Source organism: Paenarthrobacter aromaticivorans, from assembly GCF_019038615.1.
GTDB classification, from domain to species: Bacteria; Actinomycetota; Actinomycetes; order Actinomycetales; family Micrococcaceae; genus Arthrobacter; species Arthrobacter aromaticivorans.
In genome coordinates this window covers 25,008-41,366 of the sequence record NZ_JAHOPC010000001.1, presented here as the reverse complement: position 1 = coordinate 41,366, position 16,359 = coordinate 25,008, and the positions used below count along the sequence as shown (strand labels likewise).

General features: G+C 63.2%; 18 protein-coding genes and 1 tRNA gene. 10 read left to right on the top strand and 9 right to left on the bottom strand.

The genetic code is table 11. The features are described 5' to 3' along the window. Positions 1 to 9 precede the first annotated feature (9 nt). The 3 genes from KSW38_RS00195 to KSW38_RS00185 all read left to right on the top strand — a co-directional run bounded on the left by KSW38_RS00195 (position 10) and on the right by KSW38_RS00185 (position 2,185). On the top strand, positions 10 to 732 hold the full coding sequence (locus tag KSW38_RS00195) for an aldolase/citrate lyase family protein (RefSeq protein ID WP_216921278.1): 723 nt from the start codon (positions 10 to 12) through the stop codon (positions 730 to 732). Between the two features lie 113 nt (positions 733 to 845). Next, positions 846 to 1,463, top strand: a complete 618-nt coding sequence (locus KSW38_RS00190; RefSeq protein WP_216921277.1) for a cupin domain-containing protein — start codon at positions 846 to 848, stop codon at positions 1,461 to 1,463. 2 nt (positions 1,464 to 1,465) lie between these two features. Further along, positions 1,466 to 2,185, top strand: a complete 720-nt coding sequence (locus tag KSW38_RS00185) for a maleate cis-trans isomerase family protein (RefSeq protein ID WP_216921276.1) — start codon at positions 1,466 to 1,468, stop codon at positions 2,183 to 2,185. Between the two features lie 71 nt (positions 2,186 to 2,256). On the opposite strand, the gene KSW38_RS00180 is transcribed toward KSW38_RS00185, so the two are convergent. Further along, positions 2,257 to 3,183 (bottom strand): polysaccharide deacetylase family protein, encoded by a 927-nt coding sequence (locus tag KSW38_RS00180; protein ID WP_216921275.1) that lies wholly within the window; start codon positions 3,181 to 3,183, stop codon positions 2,257 to 2,259. 89 nt (positions 3,184 to 3,272) lie between these two features. Here KSW38_RS00180 and KSW38_RS00175 point away from each other — a divergent pair, with 89 nt between their 5' ends. Genes KSW38_RS00175 through KSW38_RS00165 form a run of 3 tightly spaced genes read left to right on the top strand, consistent with a single transcriptional unit; the run spans position 3,273 to position 6,300 of the window. Further along, the gene (locus KSW38_RS00175) at positions 3,273 to 4,646 is read left to right on the top strand and encodes an amidohydrolase family protein (protein ID WP_216921274.1); all 1,374 of its coding nucleotides are present in this window, start codon (positions 3,273 to 3,275) and stop codon (positions 4,644 to 4,646) included. Positions 4,647 to 4,690: 44 nt separating this feature from the next. After that, complete coding sequence (locus tag KSW38_RS00170; RefSeq protein ID WP_216921273.1) at positions 4,691 to 4,879, top strand: hypothetical protein; 189 nt, start codon at positions 4,691 to 4,693, stop codon at positions 4,877 to 4,879. Continuing rightward, positions 4,876 to 6,300: an amidase gene (locus KSW38_RS00165; RefSeq protein ID WP_216921272.1), complete on the top strand. Its 1,425-nt coding sequence runs from the start codon at positions 4,876 to 4,878 to the stop codon at positions 6,298 to 6,300. Before KSW38_RS00170 ends, KSW38_RS00165 begins: the two co-directional genes overlap by 4 nt. A 383-nt stretch (positions 6,301 to 6,683) precedes the next feature. On the opposite strand, the gene KSW38_RS00160 is transcribed toward KSW38_RS00165, so the two are convergent. The 3 genes from KSW38_RS00160 to KSW38_RS00150 form a co-directional block, all read right to left on the bottom strand. Continuing rightward, positions 6,684 to 7,055 carry a hypothetical protein gene (locus KSW38_RS00160; RefSeq protein ID WP_216921269.1) on the bottom strand — a complete coding sequence of 124 codons (372 nt, stop codon included), beginning with the start codon at positions 7,053 to 7,055 and terminating at the stop codon, positions 6,684 to 6,686. Positions 7,056 to 7,276: 221 nt separating this feature from the next. Further along, positions 7,277 to 7,537 (bottom strand): putative antibiotic biosynthesis monooxygenase, encoded by a 261-nt coding sequence (locus KSW38_RS00155; protein WP_216921266.1) that lies wholly within the window; start codon positions 7,535 to 7,537, stop codon positions 7,277 to 7,279. A gap of 46 nt (positions 7,538 to 7,583) precedes the next feature. After that, the gene (locus KSW38_RS00150) at positions 7,584 to 8,513 is read right to left on the bottom strand and encodes an NAD(P)/FAD-dependent oxidoreductase (protein ID WP_216921264.1); all 930 of its coding nucleotides are present in this window, start codon (positions 8,511 to 8,513) and stop codon (positions 7,584 to 7,586) included. A 93-nt stretch (positions 8,514 to 8,606) separates the two neighbouring features. Here KSW38_RS00150 and KSW38_RS00145 point away from each other — a divergent pair, with 93 nt between their 5' ends. After that, positions 8,607 to 9,212, top strand: a complete 606-nt coding sequence (locus KSW38_RS00145) for a helix-turn-helix domain-containing protein (RefSeq protein ID WP_216921261.1) — start codon at positions 8,607 to 8,609, stop codon at positions 9,210 to 9,212. Between the two features lie 93 nt (positions 9,213 to 9,305). On the opposite strand, the gene KSW38_RS00140 is transcribed toward KSW38_RS00145, so the two are convergent. Continuing rightward, positions 9,306 to 9,378 (bottom strand) — tRNA-Thr (locus KSW38_RS00140). Between the two features lie 216 nt (positions 9,379 to 9,594). On the opposite strand from KSW38_RS00140, the gene KSW38_RS00135 reads away from it, so the two are divergent. Then, positions 9,595 to 10,341, top strand: a complete 747-nt coding sequence (locus tag KSW38_RS00135; protein ID WP_216921259.1) for an HAD family hydrolase — start codon at positions 9,595 to 9,597, stop codon at positions 10,339 to 10,341. Here KSW38_RS00135 and KSW38_RS00130 read toward each other — a convergent pair. From KSW38_RS00130 to tmk, 3 genes are read right to left on the bottom strand one after another with little or no spacing between them, the layout of a single operon-like run. Then, complete coding sequence (locus tag KSW38_RS00130) at positions 10,338 to 11,948, bottom strand: alpha/beta hydrolase (protein ID WP_216921256.1); 1,611 nt, start codon at positions 11,946 to 11,948, stop codon at positions 10,338 to 10,340. The genes KSW38_RS00135 and KSW38_RS00130 overlap by 4 nt on opposite strands. A gap of 8 nt (positions 11,949 to 11,956) precedes the next feature. Then, positions 11,957 to 13,108 carry a DNA polymerase III subunit delta' gene (locus KSW38_RS00125; RefSeq protein ID WP_216921252.1) on the bottom strand — a complete coding sequence of 384 codons (1,152 nt, stop codon included), beginning with the start codon at positions 13,106 to 13,108 and terminating at the stop codon, positions 11,957 to 11,959. Further along, positions 13,105 to 13,779: a dTMP kinase gene (tmk, locus tag KSW38_RS00120; protein ID WP_216921249.1), complete on the bottom strand. Its 675-nt coding sequence runs from the start codon at positions 13,777 to 13,779 to the stop codon at positions 13,105 to 13,107. Before tmk ends, KSW38_RS00125 begins: the two co-directional genes overlap by 4 nt. Positions 13,780 to 13,853: 74 nt before the next feature. Between tmk and KSW38_RS00115 the strand changes: the two genes are divergently transcribed. Together KSW38_RS00115 and KSW38_RS00110 are read left to right on the top strand one after the other, a co-directional pair. Continuing rightward, positions 13,854 to 15,038 carry a trans-sulfuration enzyme family protein gene (locus KSW38_RS00115; protein WP_216921246.1) on the top strand — a complete coding sequence of 395 codons (1,185 nt, stop codon included), beginning with the start codon at positions 13,854 to 13,856 and terminating at the stop codon, positions 15,036 to 15,038. A 10-nt stretch (positions 15,039 to 15,048) separates the two neighbouring features. Next, positions 15,049 to 15,390, top strand: a complete 342-nt coding sequence (locus KSW38_RS00110) for a DUF2516 family protein (protein ID WP_216921243.1) — start codon at positions 15,049 to 15,051, stop codon at positions 15,388 to 15,390. A 22-nt stretch (positions 15,391 to 15,412) separates the two neighbouring features. Here the strand turns inward: KSW38_RS00110 and KSW38_RS00105 are convergent, their stop codons facing one another. Beyond that, a complete protein-coding gene (locus KSW38_RS00105) occupies positions 15,413 to 16,234 on the bottom strand; it encodes a class I SAM-dependent methyltransferase (RefSeq protein WP_216921240.1) in 822 nt (273 codons plus the stop codon). Between the last annotated feature and the right edge of the window lie 125 nt (positions 16,235 to 16,359).

Sequence of the window (16,359 nt, the reverse complement as noted above, 5' to 3'; positions counted from 1 at the left end):
AGAATCCCCATGATCAAGGAACCGGCTGCCGCCGTTGGGCGCAGCGTTGGCATCATCACTGCAGATCCCACCCCGACGTTGCTTGCCCTGCTCGCCCGTACCGGAGTGGATTTCGTGGTCCTCGATGCAGAGCAAACCGGGATCACAATCCGGGACTGCGGCGATGTGGTCCAGCGGCTGGCAGGCTCCGGCGTGAAGGTTGCGGTGCGGGTGCCTGACTTGGACCCCAACACGCTCCTGGCCTTCGCCAATACCGGCGTTGAAGAGATTGTGCTGCCTCAAGTGCGGACAGTAGACCAGCTTGAACGTGCATTTGAAGCCACCCGATATGCCCCCGGGGGATCCCGTCCGCGACAGGTCACGCCCGCTTCGGCCTTTGGCATGGATTATTCGTTATCTCCTCTGCTCACAGTGTTGTTCGAGACGGCAGAAGCCGTGGAGCGGGTCAAAGAATTCGTTTACAGTGATGCTTTTGGCGGCGGCTGGGTGGGACCCACCGACCTGGCAGCAGACCTCCTACGGCACGGAGATGAGCGGCCCGAAGCCTTGCAGGAAGCCACGCAGCGGGTAGTTGACGTGGTATCAGGCGCAGGCAGCAGTATCGGACTACCGGCCCCCGGTTTGACCAAGGCGGCAAGCGTATTCGACCGCGGTGCCGATCGCTGTGCGGTCTATTGGGAGAAGGAAGTCGCCTCGCTTCTGACAAACTATGCCGGTTCGCGTGCCGCATGAGCGCCAATGGCCCGGGCGGCGCGCCCGTCGAATTTGCAGCACCAAAAAAGATGCCCACTCGAAATCATCTTCGATATACTGACGGAAATCCGAGGGCTAGTGAAGGAGTCGGCGTGGAAAGCACCGAAACGGCAAGCACCGAAGTAGCCGAGCCACAAGAACGCGACTTCTGGATTTCACATCTCGGGGTCATGATCAAACAGCAGCGTCTCGGCCGGTTTACCGTGGAAGAGCTTGCTGAACGCGCAGGTGTTAGCGCCGGTCTCATCAGCCAGATCGAGCGCGGCATCGGCAATCCGTCCTTTGCCACCCTCCTTCGCCTTGCGAACTCCCTTGACCTGCCGTTGGCCAGCATGTTCACTGACCCCAACGAGGGCCAGGACCATATGTTGGTTCGGCGCGCAGACCGGCGCCGCATCGAAATCCCGTCGCAGGGGATCATCATGGAACTCATCGTCCCCGATTCGGAGCGGAAGCTGGGTGTCATCAGCATGACCATTCCGGCGAACTTTGAGGGCGCACACGTTCCGCACTCGCACGAAGGCGAAGAGTGCGTCATCCTCCAAGCAGGCAACCTGGTGGCAACCATTGGGGGTCAGGACTTCGTGCTGGAGGCCGGAGACAGCCTCACCTATGATGCTTCCTTGCCGCACTGGTGGAGCAACAAAACGAACTCGGCCGCCGTGATGCTTGCAATCTCAACACCGCCGTCCCTAGGCAAGGCCCACTAGGCGTGGGCGTTCCCGGACCGGCGACGCGGCTGGGGATTCTTGTCCCGTCGAGCAACTCGAATGCGGAAACCCTCACCGCCGCGATACTGGCGGGTCAGCCGGACCTGGGAGTCCACTACAGCCGGTTCCGCTTGCCGCCAAGCCTCGATGACGCCGTGGATCTAGGCGTTCTCGGTGAGGCGCCGGCTTTGTTGAACGACGCTCATCTGCAGGCCATCGCGTTCCACGGCACGTCAGGGTCCTGGACGGGAATCACTCGCGATAGGGGTCTTTGCGCCGAGCTGGAGGCCGTCTGCGGCGCGCCGGCGACCACCGCGTCCGTGGCTGTCGTAGAGGCCGTGAAGGTCTTGTCAGCCACTCGAATCGGGCTCGTTTTTCCTGGTCCCCATGACATCGCCCACCGGATTAGGCAGGAGTATGCCAACCACGGAGTCGATGTGCAGACCATGTCGGTTCCGGAGGCGTCGATGACGAATCCGCAGATAGCCCTTTTGGGAGCCCGCGAGATCGAGGCCATGATTCGCCCCGCATTCGGGAACGCCGTTGACGCAGTGGTGTGCGTTGGCACCAACCTGCGTTCCGGCTACTTGGTGGCTGGCTTGGAACAGGAGTTCGGCATTCCTGTGGTGGACAGTGCGATTGCCACGCTGTGGCACATCCTCCGCATAGCCGGCGTCGCTCGTCCAATCCAAGGATGGGGAGCGCTGCTCGCCGCCAATTAGCAGCCGGCATCGTATTGTCGGCCGGGCATTCACTCTTCCCGTCCGCCCATAAGGTGGCCCTACGCCTACGCCTACGCTGAGCCGGCCGCCGTCGGCTGCTCCGGCGTCGTGATCTGAATCCAGGCGTTCACAATCTCTTCGCGCGTGGCAATCCACGCCCCGTTCTTGCGCGCATGGGCAATGAAGTGGTCGAGCGCGCCAATATACGCAGGCCTTCCGATCAGCCTGGGGTGCAGCCCGACGCTCATAACTGAAGGGCCGCCGCGGGGATCATCAGCGAGCAGCTCAAGGGCGGCGATCAGGTGGTTTCCGAATGCTGCGGCAGTGGGAAATTGCTTGAAGAGGCCGGAATCATTGGTGTCGCCGGCGTAGGGCAGCACGGGGAGATCCGGGTTGGAGGATCCGGATCCCCGATGCGGCAGGTCGTCATTGAAGCTGTTCGACTCGTACGAGAATCCGTTCCCGGCGAGCACTGTGCGCGTCCCCGGTTTGAGTCCATCCCGGGAATACCAGCTGGTGGGGGAGTGTCCCGTGCTCGCCTCGATCGCGTCGCGGGAGGTGCGGATGAGGCGGGCCTCTGCGTCGTCGTCGAGGTCGGTGTGCGTGTCCCACTGGTGACCATGATCGGCTATTTCATGCCCGTCGCGCACCAGGGCCGCGGCAACAGGAGGATTGAGTTGCAGCGCCGCCGCGCAGCAGAAGGCTGTGGCCCGGACGTCGTGTTTCCTGAGGAGCCGCAACAAGCGCCAAATGCCTGCGCGCGAGCCGTATTCGAAGGCGGATTCCAGCGTCAGGTTCCGGGCGGCCGACGCACTGGCGGGGATCCAATGGGCTCCGAGGTCATTGGCACCGTCGCCTCGGGCGATGCTGCGCTCCGCGCCTTCCTCGACGTTGATCACCAAGGAAACTGCCACTCGCGCACCGCCCGGCCAGCGGAAATCAGGCGGGGTTTCGCCGTACCCGATGAAATCCCGCTCCGTCCCTGCCCTTGCCACCATCGTTCTCCGTCCGGGGGTTCCGACGCCGCATCGTTGCGGCTATAGTGAAGCAAACTTCGATATGATGAAACTAGCCGAGAGGGGCGCGAATGTCTACGCTCATTCGCGGAGGCACCGTTGTTACGGGCTCCGGCGAAACCGTCCTGCCCGCCGGAGCGGTCGTGGTTCGGGATGGCCGCATCGCAGATGTGCTCGACCACTGGGACATGACCCTGAGTTTCGCTGGAGAGGTCATTGATGCTTCCGGGTGCGTCGTCATGCCCGGCCTCATCAACGTGCACACCCACGGAGTGACGCCCGGCCCGTTGTTCCCGAGCGCAGCACCGGCGCTGCCCGAGGAGCGTTGGATGGGCAACTTGGACAGGCATCTCCTGTCGGGCACCACGACGGTCCTTAACCTGTGTGGTTTCGCTTCCATGGACGAAGTGCGCGAAGCCGACCGCCGGCACTCGGTGCACGTCCGGGGCGCCACCACCCATCTGCCGCACTGCGTGCAAGCGGCTGCCATGGCTGACGGGCACGGTCTCACTGCCGTCTCCCGGGAACTGAGCGTCGAACAGATGCTCGACGACGGTGCTGTCGCCATTGGAGAACTGGGCGGCGGCCAAACGCTCGGTGGAGGAGGCCAGGATCTGGTCTACATACCGGCTGCCATCCACAAGGCCTCCGGGATCCGCATCACCATCGACCAGGCCCGGCGCATCAAAGAAGCGGTGTTGGGCCGGTTCATCGATGTCGCGGCATTCAACGTAAATGCCTTGGCGGAAGCTGCCAAGGAGGCCGGGCTTACTGAGGCCTTCACTGCAACCCAGCTTGCGAAACTCGTGACGGACTCGGTCATGCCATCCTTTGTTCCGGCTATCGAAGGGATCAGGGAAGGCATTCGGGCAGCGTCAACGTTCGGCGTGCCGGCAATTGTCCACAGCGCGTCCGCGACCGCCAAGGTTCTGCGTCAGATGATGCTTGAGCTTGACGGGAGTGGGGCGACAGTCATAGCCGCGCACGCAAACCATCCGTCCCATACTCCCGATGAGGCCCGCGAGCTGGCTGTTCTGGGAAGGAAGATGGGGTGGCCCGCCGAGGCATCCGTGTTCGATCTCCTCCACCGCCGGCACACCGTGAAGACACGCGAGCACTGGGACATCCTGCTTCGGGAACCAGAACTGATCTCGGTCATCGGCACGGATTATGGGCATGACGGAGACCATGATGAGTTGATCTCGGCCATTCAAGACATAGCCGTGCGTGGACACCGCCCGTTGGCAGGCGCCGTTGCCATGGCTACCTCGGCCCCGGCCGACCTCATTCCCGGCATCGCGCCCGGACGTGGGCGGCTTGAGGCCGGTCGCATGGCGGACGTGGTTGTGGCCAGTGCCGATGAACTCCGCGATGTGCGGCTGGTCCTGGTGGACGGCGTCTGTGTGGTCCGCGATGGGAAACTCACGCCAAAGGCGCATCGATGAGCGAAAACGTGGACGGAGTCCCACCATTGAATAGGGTCCCACCTTTGAACAGGGAACAACTCACTGTCATCCGTGGATTAGTGGGCGATGCGATTGCGCAGCAGGACCTGCCCGCGCTGGAAAAAGCGTATCGCGACTTTCGCGCAGGGATGGATTCACTGAAGGCTGACTTTGAACAGCAACTACGCGTCGACGAACAGAAAACCACAGCAGGGCAGGAGGTGCCGCAGTGAACCAAGAATGGAAAATGGGCATCGCCGAGGCGGCGGGCCTCCTTCGACGACGGGAGCTTTCGGCAGTTGAACTGCTCGACTCCGTGTTGGATCGCCTCCAGGCCACAGAGGGGTACGCTCACGCCTGGGCGCATGTGGATGAGAGCGCGGGGCGGGAAGCGGCCCGCACCGCCGACGAGCTGGCAGCGAAGGGTCAGTTCGCGGGCGCCCTCCACGGCATCCCTCTGGGAGTGAAAGACGTCATCAATGTCCGAGGCATGCCAACCGAAGGGGGCTCAGAGAGTCTTCGCGGGATTATCGCGGAAGAAGACGCCGGAGCCGTACGCCAGCTCCGGGCCAATGGTGCCGTGATCCTTGGAAAGCTTCAAACACACGAGTTCGCATTCGGGCAGGGGACACCGCCGTCACGAAACCCATGGAGCCCTGACCGATACGCGGGAGGCTCCAGCGTTGGATCGGGCGTAGCGGTGGCCGTTGGATCGATTCCCGGCGCTTTGGGCACCGATACAGGCGGCTCGGTACGGAACCCGGCTGCCATCAACGGTTTGGTAGGGCTGAAGCCAAGCTACGGCGTCGTGTCTTCTTCAGGGGTCGTTCACGTGTCCCACACCATGGACCACGTGGGCCCCATTGCCCGGAGCGTTGAAGACTGCGCGGCGCTTCTTGATGGGATGGCGGAGCCGAAGGGGATTTCCTTGCTCGGAGGACCCGTGTCGGCGCAAATCCGGAAACTCTCCGGGCCTGCAAGACTTGGGGTTGATCGCGCCATTTGGACACAATGGGGAGTCGCGGACGGCGTCGTGGAGGCTGTGGAAAAGGCGCTGCGCGTACTCGCGGACCTTGGGTTCGAGATCGTGGAGCTCCCGCTTCCCGAACTTGATCTCGCACTGCATGCCAGTGTTGCGATTTCACTCTCCGAAGCGGTAGTCCATCACCGCGCGCGGCTAGGAACCTCCGCTGAGCGATACTTGCCCGCCACCCGAATCATGATTGAAACGGGAGCGTTGGCCTCGGAGGGAGATATTGAGCTGGCTTGGCAGGTAAGGCATTACCTCCGGTCGTTTATACCAAGGGTCATGGCGCAGGCCCGGGTCCAGGCACTGGTTTCGCCCACCCTGCCGGCGATCGCCCCTTTTGCCAGCTCCATGTCTTCTGAACTCACAGCATCCCCGGGCGAGGATTCCCTTGCGGCTGCGTTGCGGATGCTCTCGGCGGCCAACCTCACTGGGATGCCGGCGGTCAGTGTGCCCTGCGGCTTTGCCAACGGCCAACCTGTCGGTCTGCACATCATGGGACAGCAACACGCCGATGCCACAGTCCTGGCGATCGCCAACGCCTACGAGCGCGCAACCCAGTGGCACCAACAGGTGCCGGTTCATGTGTTGCCGCTCGCCGTTGCCGAGGGAATGCCCCGGTCCTGATGACACATGAGTCAGCAAAGGCTACGGCGCCCGGCAGGCGCCACACGGCCTGGATGGGCTTCGTTCCCTGATGCGGGCCATCTCGAGGGAGGTCTCATCAGTGCGGCGCGCGTCGTCCGGCCCGGCCGGTGAAGGCTCAGCGCTGGATCCTTGCACTTCTCGCGGAGCATGCAATCAGGGCCAGCCGCTCGACTGATCCTTGTTATGGTTGGTGGGCGGCGGGTATTTGTAAACCCGGCCCCGCTGAGACTGGGGCTCTCCTTGGTGCCGCGGCGGCCTGGTCCGGCGGTGCCTGCGTTGCCAGACGGTGTTCAATCCGAACACCACTGCCATGATCACCAGTACGCATCCGAGTCCCACGCCAATCCCGATGAGCTCGTTCACTATTCGGCGCTCCAGGCCTGCCGGGCCTTCTGCGCCTGCAACCACCGCCGTCGGCGGCTGGCGATAACGAAAGCCCACCAGACCATGACGGAGGAGGCGAGCCCAAGGATTATGCTCCAGATACCCGTCCCCACTTCGTCAGGAAGGGTGAGGCAGTAGACGCCCAGGGCAAGCATCCCACCGCTTAGGAGCGTAAGGAAGCAGGCCGCCCCCCTGATGGTTGTCGGGTCCTGGAGCGGCGTGACGGCCGCCATCGAGTATCCTCCGGGGACACCTCCGGGCCCATACTGCTCCTCGAACTGGCGGACGTTGACCGGGTTCGGATCATAAGGCGATCCGCCCGGCCGGGCGAAGATTTTCTTGTTCTCCATGGCAATCCTGTCAGAATCCGGTTGCGAGGGCGTCGACCGGGATGAGCCGGTCCTTGATTTCGAATGTACCGCCGCCGAGGAAGCAGAACGCTACGATGACGGGGAAAGAAGATGACGCGGAGAACCAACATCCATCCCGCGCGCCAGAATCCGGGGGCGCTCGCCCGATGTTTCAGGCACGGCGGACCCTCCCATGACAGTGCGCAGTGATGGCCCCGGGTTCAGTTGCGGACCAGACGGGCCAGCAGGATGGCGCGAAGCCGGTGGAGGTGCGGCATCAGTCCATAGATCACGATCGGCACGGCAACGGTAGCCAGAAGGAAGGTGCGCAGTACGGGATGCAGGGTTACTAGCCAGTCGCCGACTACGAGGTTGATGACGGTCAGTGTGGGAAACACCGCCAGCCAGATCATGAGGGCGAGCTGATGTTGGGTTGGCGGCGGGGTCTGGGTGGGGCGCTGGGTTGTTGCTTGATCGGACATGAAGGCTCCTTTGGTATTCATTGGGCATCTGGTGATGGGGTTTGGATCAGTAGCCCAGGCTGAAGGCGCGGACAGCATTTCGGGTGTCCTCTTCTATCAGGTCGGCGTTGATGGCTATTGCTGAAGTGGATCCTTCGCCTGCTGCGGTTATGACTTGGGCGCGGGGGTTCGCTACATTACCTGCAACCCATACCCCGGGAATGGTGGTGAGCCCTGTGCCGTCGCGGACCACCCACCCGGAATCATCCATTTCGCAGCCGATCCTGGCTAGGAGGTCGTTGTAAGGGACGAAGCGGGGAGGGACGAACAGGGCCTGCCGGCGAATAATCCGTCCGTCGTCCATTTCCACTCCGCTGAGCTGGTCGTTCTCGACGAGGACTTGCTTCACGGTGCCTTCGACGATCCCGATCGCGCGGGCCACGAGCTCGGAGCGCTGCAGCGGTGTTAGGGATCCGGGCGGGGTGAAGAACACGACGTCCGTCGTCCACTGCCGCACAGTCTGCACATACCGAACGGATTCAGCAGAACCGCCGAGCACGCCAAGCTGTCGGTCGCGGACCTCGAAGCCGTGGCAGTACGGGCAATGCAGGACGTCCCGGGCCCATCGGGCCGCAAGACCGGGAATGTCCGGCAGTTCGTCACGCAGGCCGGTGGCGATCAGCAGGCGGCGCGCCGAAACCCGCTGGCCGTCCGAGAGCAGAACCCAGAACCCCGATCCGCCCGACGGCACCAGCTCGGTCACGTCACCGGCACGGATCTCGCCCCCGTAACCTTTCACTTCGTCCCTGCCCACTTCGAGCAGCCCGGCCGGCGGCATACCATCACGGGACAGGAAGCCGTGCATGTGCGGGGCCGGCGCGTTCCGGGGGGCGCCGGAGTCCACTAGGAGGACTTTCCGGCGGGCCCGTGACAACACCAGGGCCGCCGAGAGTCCGGCCGCTCCGCCGCCCACTATCACTACGTCAAATTCAGTCATGGCTCAAGGCTGTCCGGCATCCTGCGCTGCGACAACAAACGTTGCTGTTTCCGGGAATTAGGCGTTTCTGGGAATTAAGCGTTGGATAGCCCTGTGACCGACTCAGTACCAGCGATCGCGGCCGCCCTTGAGCAGGTTGGACCACGGCTGAAACGACTGCGCACCCAGCGCGGCGTTACGTTGACAGCTCTCGCTGCCGCTACCGGAATTTCGAAAAGTACTTTGTCGCGGCTGGAGACAGGGCAGCGGCGCCCCAGCCTGGAACTGCTGCTGCCCCTCGCTCAGGCGTACCGCGTGCCACTGGATGACCTTGTCGGCGCCCCCGACGTCGGAGACCCCCGTGTCCGCCTCAAAGCCGCCGGCTCGAACGGGCGGACCGTCATTCCGCTTACGCGCCAGCCTGGTGGCATGCAGGCCGCGAAGATCGTCATCCCCACCACGAAGATCCACCCCGAACCCAAGACGCATGAAGGATACGAATGGCTTTATGTCCTCTCAGGACGCATGCGTCTTGTTCTCGGCGACCATGACCTGATCCTCGAACCCGGGGAAGTGGCGGAGTTCGACACGCACGTCCCTCATTGGTTCGGCAGCACCGGAGACCAGCCCGCAGAAGTCCTCAGCGTCTTCGGCGGACAGGGCGAACGGATGCACGTCCGCGCCAAGTCAAACAACCGTGCGAGAAGCAGCAAACAGTAGAGGCCCGGAATTCGGACGCAGGCACACGTAATCGCTTTAGTCAGAAAAACAGAGAACCCCTGGAAATCCTTGATTTCCAGGGGTTCTCTACCGAGCTTCCTATCAGAATCGAACTGATGACCTTTTCATTACGAGTGAAACGCTCTACCGACTGAGCTAAGGAAGCACCGCGTTCATCGCCGGTTTCCCGGGCGATCACGCAAGACATAACTGTAATAGAGGCACCGCGCCCGGGTCAAAACGAGGGCAGTGGTGGCCGTTGCGGGGATGTTCACCTGCATGTCGGGCCGGGTTCAGGCGGCCTTTTCCAGGCGGCCGGAAGCTGGGAAATCAACGGTGGCGGTTACATGGAGCCACGAAAACCAGCCGAAGGAGCCGCGCAATGACCGAGGACGCAATAACCAGGGATACGAACAACACTCCCCACCGGCTACGGCTGGCCGTGGTGGACATGGTGGGTACCACGATTACCGACGATGGCCGCACGGAGCGGGCTCTGTCCCGCGCGTTGGTGGAGCACGGCGTGAAACCGGGCAGCAGGCGCTTCGAGAGCATGCTCGGTTATGCGCGTGACACCATGGGCTTCTCGAAAATGGCGGTCTTTGGGGACCTCTTCGGCGACGCCGCGGTGGCAGAGAGCGCAAACAAGGTCTTCGAGAGGGCTTATGACGAGTTGATCGAGGACTCTGGTATCCGGGCTATCCCTGGCGCGGAGGATGCCATTATCTGGATGCGGGAGTCCGGCATCCAGGTGTGCCTTGCCACGGGCTTCGGCCGCCATACGCAGAACATGGTGCTCGAGTCACTGGGGTGGATGGGGCTGGCGGACCTTAGTTTATGTCCGGCAGATGCGGGCCGCGGCCGGCCCTACCCGGACATGATCCTGACGGCGTTGCTCGCCTTGGACCTCGATGACGTGCGGGAGGTGGCCGTGATTGGAGATACCAGCTCAGACATGCTCTCAGGCGTCCGCTCGGGTGCATCCCTGATTGCCGGCGTCCTCACAGGCTCCCACTCCGAGGCGACGCTGCGCGCAGCGGGTGCTACCGTCGTCGTGGATTCCATCAAGCAACTCCCGCTCCTGCTGGAGAAACACGAATCCAGGCCCGTCACGTCACGGGAGACTTAGCACTGGAGTCCGTCCTGCGGCAGCTTGCCGTCCACAAAGTAATCGTCGACGGCGGTGCTGACGCATGAGTTCGAGCGGCCATAGGCTGTGTGCCCCTCACCTTCCCAGGTGACCAGGGCAGCATTTTCCAGCTGTTTGCGCAGCGACTGTGCCCACTCCAGGGGGGTGGCCGGGTCGCCGGTGGTACCGATGACGACGATGGGGGCGGAGCCGGTGTAGTCCACAGGGGCCGGCGTGCGGGTGTTCTTGTACGGCCAGTCCTTGCAGGTCACCCCGCCGTAGGCGAAGAATGCGCCGAATGTTGGAGATTCCTGCTTGAGGCGAACTTCCTCAGCCCTCATTCCGGCGGTATCGCTGACCATTGGGTAGTCGAGGCAGTTGATGGCCTGGAACGCGAATGCCGAGTTTGAACTGTACGTACCGTTGGCTTCGCGGTCCGCCCCGAGATCGGCGATGCGCATCATCTGGGACACGTCGCCGGAGAAGGCACTGTCCAGGGCCTGGGTCAATGCGGGCCAGCTTTGGTTGTCATAGAGCGGGAGGAAGAGCCCGTTGACAAACTCGGTCCCGGTCACCAGCCTCCCGTCCTTGGCTGTTTGGGGGTTCTGGTCCACTGCGTTGATGAGATCCCTGATTTCCTGGACTCCGTTGTCAACGGAACCACTCAGGGGGCACCCCTTTTGACGAAGGCAGTCGTCGACGTACGTGCGGAGGGCCTTTTCAAACGCTTTTGCCTGCCCCGCAGTCAGTTCCTCGTTGCTGATGGACGGGTCCACGGCACCGTCCAGGACTAGGTGCCCGACGTTCTCAGGGAACAGCGAGGCGTAGGTGGAACCCAGGAAAGTACCGTAGGAATAGCCCAGGTAATTGAGCTTGGCATCATTGACGACGGCGCGCAGGACGTCCAGGTCTTTGGCAGCACTGACGGTATCGATGTGCTCCAGCACGGGTCCGGTCTTCTCGACGCACTTCTCAGCCAGGGACTTGTTGAAGGCCAAGGCGGCAGCCAGGCCTTGGTCCGTGTCCTTCCGGAATACTTTCTCGCGAGCGGCGTCGCGTTCTGCATCAGACAGGCAGGTGACCGGAGCGGACCGCTTGACGCCGCGGGGGTCGAAGCCCACCATGTCGTAGTTGGCGCGGAGCTTCTCGGTGAAGTGCGTGTTTCCCGCATCCTTGACGAAATCGACGCCGGAGCCGCCCGGACCTCCCGGATTGACCAGGATGGAACCCTTCTTGGTGCCCGTGCTGGGCAATTTGATGGCGGACAGCGTGATGTCGGCGGAGTCCGGTTTGCCATAGTCCAGGGGAACCTTGACCTCAGCACACTGGAACCCGTCCTCGCACGAGCTCCATTTCACGGCCTGTGAGTAGTACTTTTCGAGGCCTTTAGGCGCCGAGGCCGCAATGGACGGGTCAACAGTGCTGGTGCTTGGCTTCGCCGTAGGTGTCGGCAGGAAGGGCAACGAGCAGGCACTGAGCACCAGCAGGGAGGCAAGGGCCAAGCAGAGGGCCGCGAACCCGCGCCGCCTGGCACTCCTGCCCGCAGCAGGCTGGACAGACCGGTCCCTTATAGGGGTACCGGCGGGCCGGCGAGGTGCGGACTTCATGGATTCTCCTATTGCTGGATGAGGCTGGTCGCCATGGACTCGACCGCCAACAGCGGCGCCACGTTGGTGGTGGTAATACGGACACGGGCCTTGTTGATCGCGTCCATCCGGGCGAGGGTCGCTTCCGGGGTGGAGCGGGCGGCGTATTCTTCAAGATCGCTCTTGAGCTCAACGTTGACCAGCTCCACGGCGTTCCCCAATTGGATGATCAGGACATCCCGGTAGAAGGACAACAGATCGGTCAGCGTGCGGTCCAGCGAGTCCGTGATGGAGCGCTTGGCACGGCGTTTTTGGTCGTCCTCAAGCTGCCTCACCTGGCTCCGCATGGACGGTGGCAGCGTGCCCGACTCTGGTGCGCCAAGGCTTGCCAGGAGCGCAATTTTCTCGGCCGCGTCGCGTTCATCATTGGAGCTGTTGGCTTCATCGGTGGCAATCTTGACGAGCTTCTCGGCCATCATCACCGCTGCCGTAACCCCCCGGAGTCCCAAGGGGATGCGAACCGTTTCGAGACGGCGTTCGCGGGCGTCCGCGTCCCGGGCGAGCCGGCGGGCAATCCCGATGTGGCTTTGCGCAGCACGGGCAGCCCGGTCCGCGAGTTCAGGATCGATGCCGTCACGCCTTACCAGCAGTGCGGCGACGTCGGAGGCTGGCGGAAGCCGCAGGCTGACGGGACGGCAGCGCGATCGGATGGTAACCAGTACGTCTGCCGGCGATGGGGCGCACAGCATCCAGATGGTACGCGGAGTCGGTTCTTCGATCGCCTTCAACAGGACGTTGGTGGTTCGTTCCGCCATGCGGTCCGCGTCCTCAACGATGATGATCCGCCAACGGCCAGTGGCGGGACGGTCGCCAGCCTTTGAGACGAGTTCGCGGGCTTCGTCGATGGTGATGGTGACTTTTTCGGTCCGTACGAATGTCACATCCGAATGGGTCTCGCCGAGGATCGTGTGGCACGCGGCGCACTCCCCGCAGCCACGCAAAGTGACGTCGTCCTGCTCGCAGTTCAGCGCGGCAGCGAAAGCCTTGGCAGCGTTGGAACGGCCCGATCCCGGAGGGCCGGTGAAGAGCCAGGCATGAGTGAGGCCGGTTTCGCCCTGCGCTGCCTGCTTGAGCTGGGCAACGACCGGCGACTGGCCTTGGAGGTCGTCCCAAACACTCATAGGTGGTTCCCGGAAACACGCTCGCCCAGCCCACGCTCAACCAGCAGGGATTCCACCCGTTCGAGGATCTGCGCGGCCAGCGTCCCAATTTCGGCTTTGGCTGGGAGCACCAAATAACTTGTGGGAGCCGCCGCAGCGAGGTCAAGGAAGGCACGGCGGATTGTGGAGTGGAACGCGTCCGGTTCCGATTCCAAACGGTCCTCCGCAGCCGCGCCGGCGGTGCGACGTTCGCGGCCGTCGGAGGGCTCGACGTCGAGCAGTACAGTCAGGTCCGGATGCAGGCCTTCCGTGGCCCATTCGTTGAGGGACAAAACCCCCTCTGCCCCAAGCCCGCGGCCAGCACCTTGATAGGCAACGGACGAGTCAATGTAGCGGTCCGTGATGACCACACGACCGGCTGCAAGCGCCGGGCGGATCACTTGGCTGGCGTGCGCTGCCCGGGCCGCCGCGAACATCAGCGCCTCTGTGCGGGCATCGATGGTGCCGTGGCCATGGTCCAGGACAAGGGAGCGCAGCTTTTCTCCAATGGGCGTCCCGCCGGGTTCGCGGGTGCGCACCACGGACAGGCCCCGCGATTCGAGGGCGTCGCAGAGCCGGGCAGCCTGGGTGGACTTGCCGGCTCCATCGCCACCTTCGAACGCGATGAAAAGACCGGGGCTCTGAATACTCACCTGTCTAGCCTACCGATCAGGCGCAAACCGTAACGGCTTTCATCCACAGGCTCGCCCACGACTACCCTGAAACCATGAGCCTTTCCGATCAGCGTGCTGCCGATTTGTCCCCGGAAACCGTTGTGGTGGCTGCGGGCCGCCCCGAGCGTAAACATGATGAGCCGGTGAATCCGCCCATCGTCCTGTCCTCCACATATTTTGGAACTGGTTCTCTTGGCGACGGCGATCGCGGCTATGGTCGCTACGCCAACCCCACCTGGGACCCGTTCGAGGACGCCCTGGGCAAGCTGGAAGGCGCGACGCTGCCCGGCTTGCTGTACGCATCCGGGCTCGCTGCCGCCAGCTCGGCCCTCTCTTTGGTACCTGCCGGTGGCGTTGTTGTCATGCCGTCTCATAGCTACTCGGGCTCGTTGGTCATGGCGACGGAACTTGCTGAGAAGGGCTTCCTGGACCTACGAATCGTGGACATTACGGACACGGAGGCCGTGAAGGCCGTGATCAGTCCGGAAGATGGCAAAGCCGCGGACATGCTCTGGCTGGAAAGCCCCACCAACCCCATGCTTGGCATTGCCGATGTTCGGGCGCTTACCGACGCCGCCCACGCTGTGGGCGCGATCGTGGTCACAGACAATACTTTCTCCACGCCGTTGGTGCAGCAGCCGCTTAGCCTGGGCTCCGACGTCGTGCTTCACTCCGTGACCAAATACCTGGCGGGCCATTCCGACGTCGTCCTGGGCGCCTTGGTGACCTCCAACGCGGAACTGCGGGCCACGCTCCTCCACCATCGCATCATCCACGGCGGCATCGCCGGCCCGTTCGAGGCATGGCTTGCGCTGCGCGGACTGCGCACCCTCGCCTTGCGGATCGAGCGTTCGCAGGCGTCCGCGGCAGTGCTCGCCGAGCGCCTCAGCACTCATCCGAGGGTAGAGTCCATCCGTTATCCGGGCCTCCCCTCGGATCCGGGGCATGAGCGCGCCAAGGACCAGATGAAGGGGTTTGGTTCCATCCTTTGCATCCAAATCGCCGGAGACGAAGCCCGCACTGGCGCCCAGGCCGCCGACGAAGTGGTCCGTGCGCTTCAGCTCTGGCTCCCGGCAACATCTTTGGGCGGCGTTGAGTCCCTGATCGAACGTCGACGCCGGCACACGGCTGAACCGGTTAGTGTCCCGGAGAACCTGGTTCGTTTGAGCGTGGGTATCGAGAATGTGGAAGACCTCTGGTCCGATCTCGAGCAAGCACTGAAGTCGCTGGACGGTTAGGCTAAGGGGCGTGGACGGAAAATTCTTGATCGCGATTGTCACCAACGCGGTCTACTTCATCCTTGGCTTGGTGGCCGTTGTTCTTGAACTGTGGGCTTTTGTGGATTGCCTGCGCCACCGGCCGACGCTGTTTGTTGCCGCCTCCAAGCGCACCAAGACGTTCTGGTTGGCCCTCACCGGCGTCGCTTTTGCCATCGGCGCATTGACCCTCTTGAGCGGTGGTAGCGGTCTGGGCCTGTTCGGCATTGCTGCAGTGACCGCGTCCTGCGTATACCTTGCGGACGTCCGTCCAGCAGTCCGCGAAGCAGGCAGCGGCGGCAACCGCAACGTCGGTCCCTACGGACCCTGGTAGAAAAATGCGTGGGTAAAGAACGCTACTTCGGCGCCACCGCGTCCCACGCCACCGTAACTTCACCCAGGCGCCACCGCGACGGACCATCCTGAAGCGGCCACCCGGCGTCGCGCAGTAAGCGGCACATTCCCGTCCAACGCTGCCGGTTGCCGAACGATGCCAGCGGCGCGACCTCCAGCCATGCCTTGTCCATGGCCCGCAGGAATGCATGGATGGGTTCGCCTGGCACATTCCGGTGGATAAGGGCCTTGGGCAGCCGCTCGGCCACTTCCGAGGGCAGCTCAAAACTGCCGAACCGCACCGAGAAACTAAGGCTCAGGGGGCGGTCCCGGTCCAAGGCCACCCACGTGACGCATCGGCCGATCTCATCGCAGGTGCCATCGATGAACAGGCCGCCCGGAGCCAAGCGGGACTGAACCAGGCCCCAGATCCCGGCCACGTCCGCCTCCTCATACTGGCGGAGAACGTTAAAGGCCCGCACAAGTACGGGGTCCCCGGGAACGGGCACTTCGAAGCCACCTACGTGGAAGCTGAGCCCGGGGCGTTCCAGCGCCTTGGCCGTACGAACCCGGTCAGGCTCAATTTCGATCCCGCAGACGCGCACATCCGAACGGACGGCCTGGAGCCGTTCAAAAAGTTCGACGGCGGTGGCTGGCGAGGCGCCATAGCCCAGGTCTACAACCAAAGGGTCGACGGCGGCGCGCAGCCGCCACGCCTGCGGCCCGGCGAGCCACCGATCCAAGCGACGCATACGGTTCGGATTGGTTGTGCCGCGGGTGACGTTGCCAACAGGTTTCCCACTTCGACTTCGGGAAGTACTGACCCGTTCCGCTTTTTGCACCACGGCCCCCACTTTATCCTGCAACCCGGGGTCACTTACGGCCCATGCGGAGCCGCTTTATGGGCCGTAAATGACCCCGCGTTGAGAAACGTAACGCCCGGCAAGGCACAGGACCCCTCGGCTAGGAT

What these genes read in the sequence shown, in the direction of transcription:
- KSW38_RS00195 (WP_216921278.1), top strand. Translation starts at nt 10, where the DNA reads ATGATCAAGGAACCGGCTGCCGCCGTTGGGCGCAGCGTTGGCATCATC.
- KSW38_RS00180 (WP_216921275.1), bottom strand. Translation starts at nt 3,183, where the DNA reads ATGGTGGCAAGGGCAGGGACGGAGCGGGATTTCATCGGGTACGGCGAA.
- KSW38_RS00175 (WP_216921274.1), top strand. Translation starts at nt 3,273, where the DNA reads ATGTCTACGCTCATTCGCGGAGGCACCGTTGTTACGGGCTCCGGCGAA.
- KSW38_RS00160 (WP_216921269.1), bottom strand. Translation starts at nt 7,055, where the DNA reads ATGGAGAACAAGAAAATCTTCGCCCGGCCGGGCGGATCGCCTTATGAT.
- KSW38_RS00155 (WP_216921266.1), bottom strand. Translation starts at nt 7,537, where the DNA reads ATGTCCGATCAAGCAACAACCCAGCGCCCCACCCAGACCCCGCCGCCA.
- KSW38_RS00150 (WP_216921264.1), bottom strand. Translation starts at nt 8,513, where the DNA reads ATGACTGAATTTGACGTAGTGATAGTGGGCGGCGGAGCGGCCGGACTC.
- KSW38_RS00135 (WP_216921259.1), top strand. Translation starts at nt 9,595, where the DNA reads ATGACCGAGGACGCAATAACCAGGGATACGAACAACACTCCCCACCGG.
- KSW38_RS00130 (WP_216921256.1), bottom strand. Translation starts at nt 11,948, where the DNA reads ATGAAGTCCGCACCTCGCCGGCCCGCCGGTACCCCTATAAGGGACCGG.
- KSW38_RS00125 (WP_216921252.1), bottom strand. Translation starts at nt 13,108, where the DNA reads ATGAGTGTTTGGGACGACCTCCAAGGCCAGTCGCCGGTCGTTGCCCAG.
- KSW38_RS00115 (WP_216921246.1), top strand. Translation starts at nt 13,854, where the DNA reads ATGAGCCTTTCCGATCAGCGTGCTGCCGATTTGTCCCCGGAAACCGTT.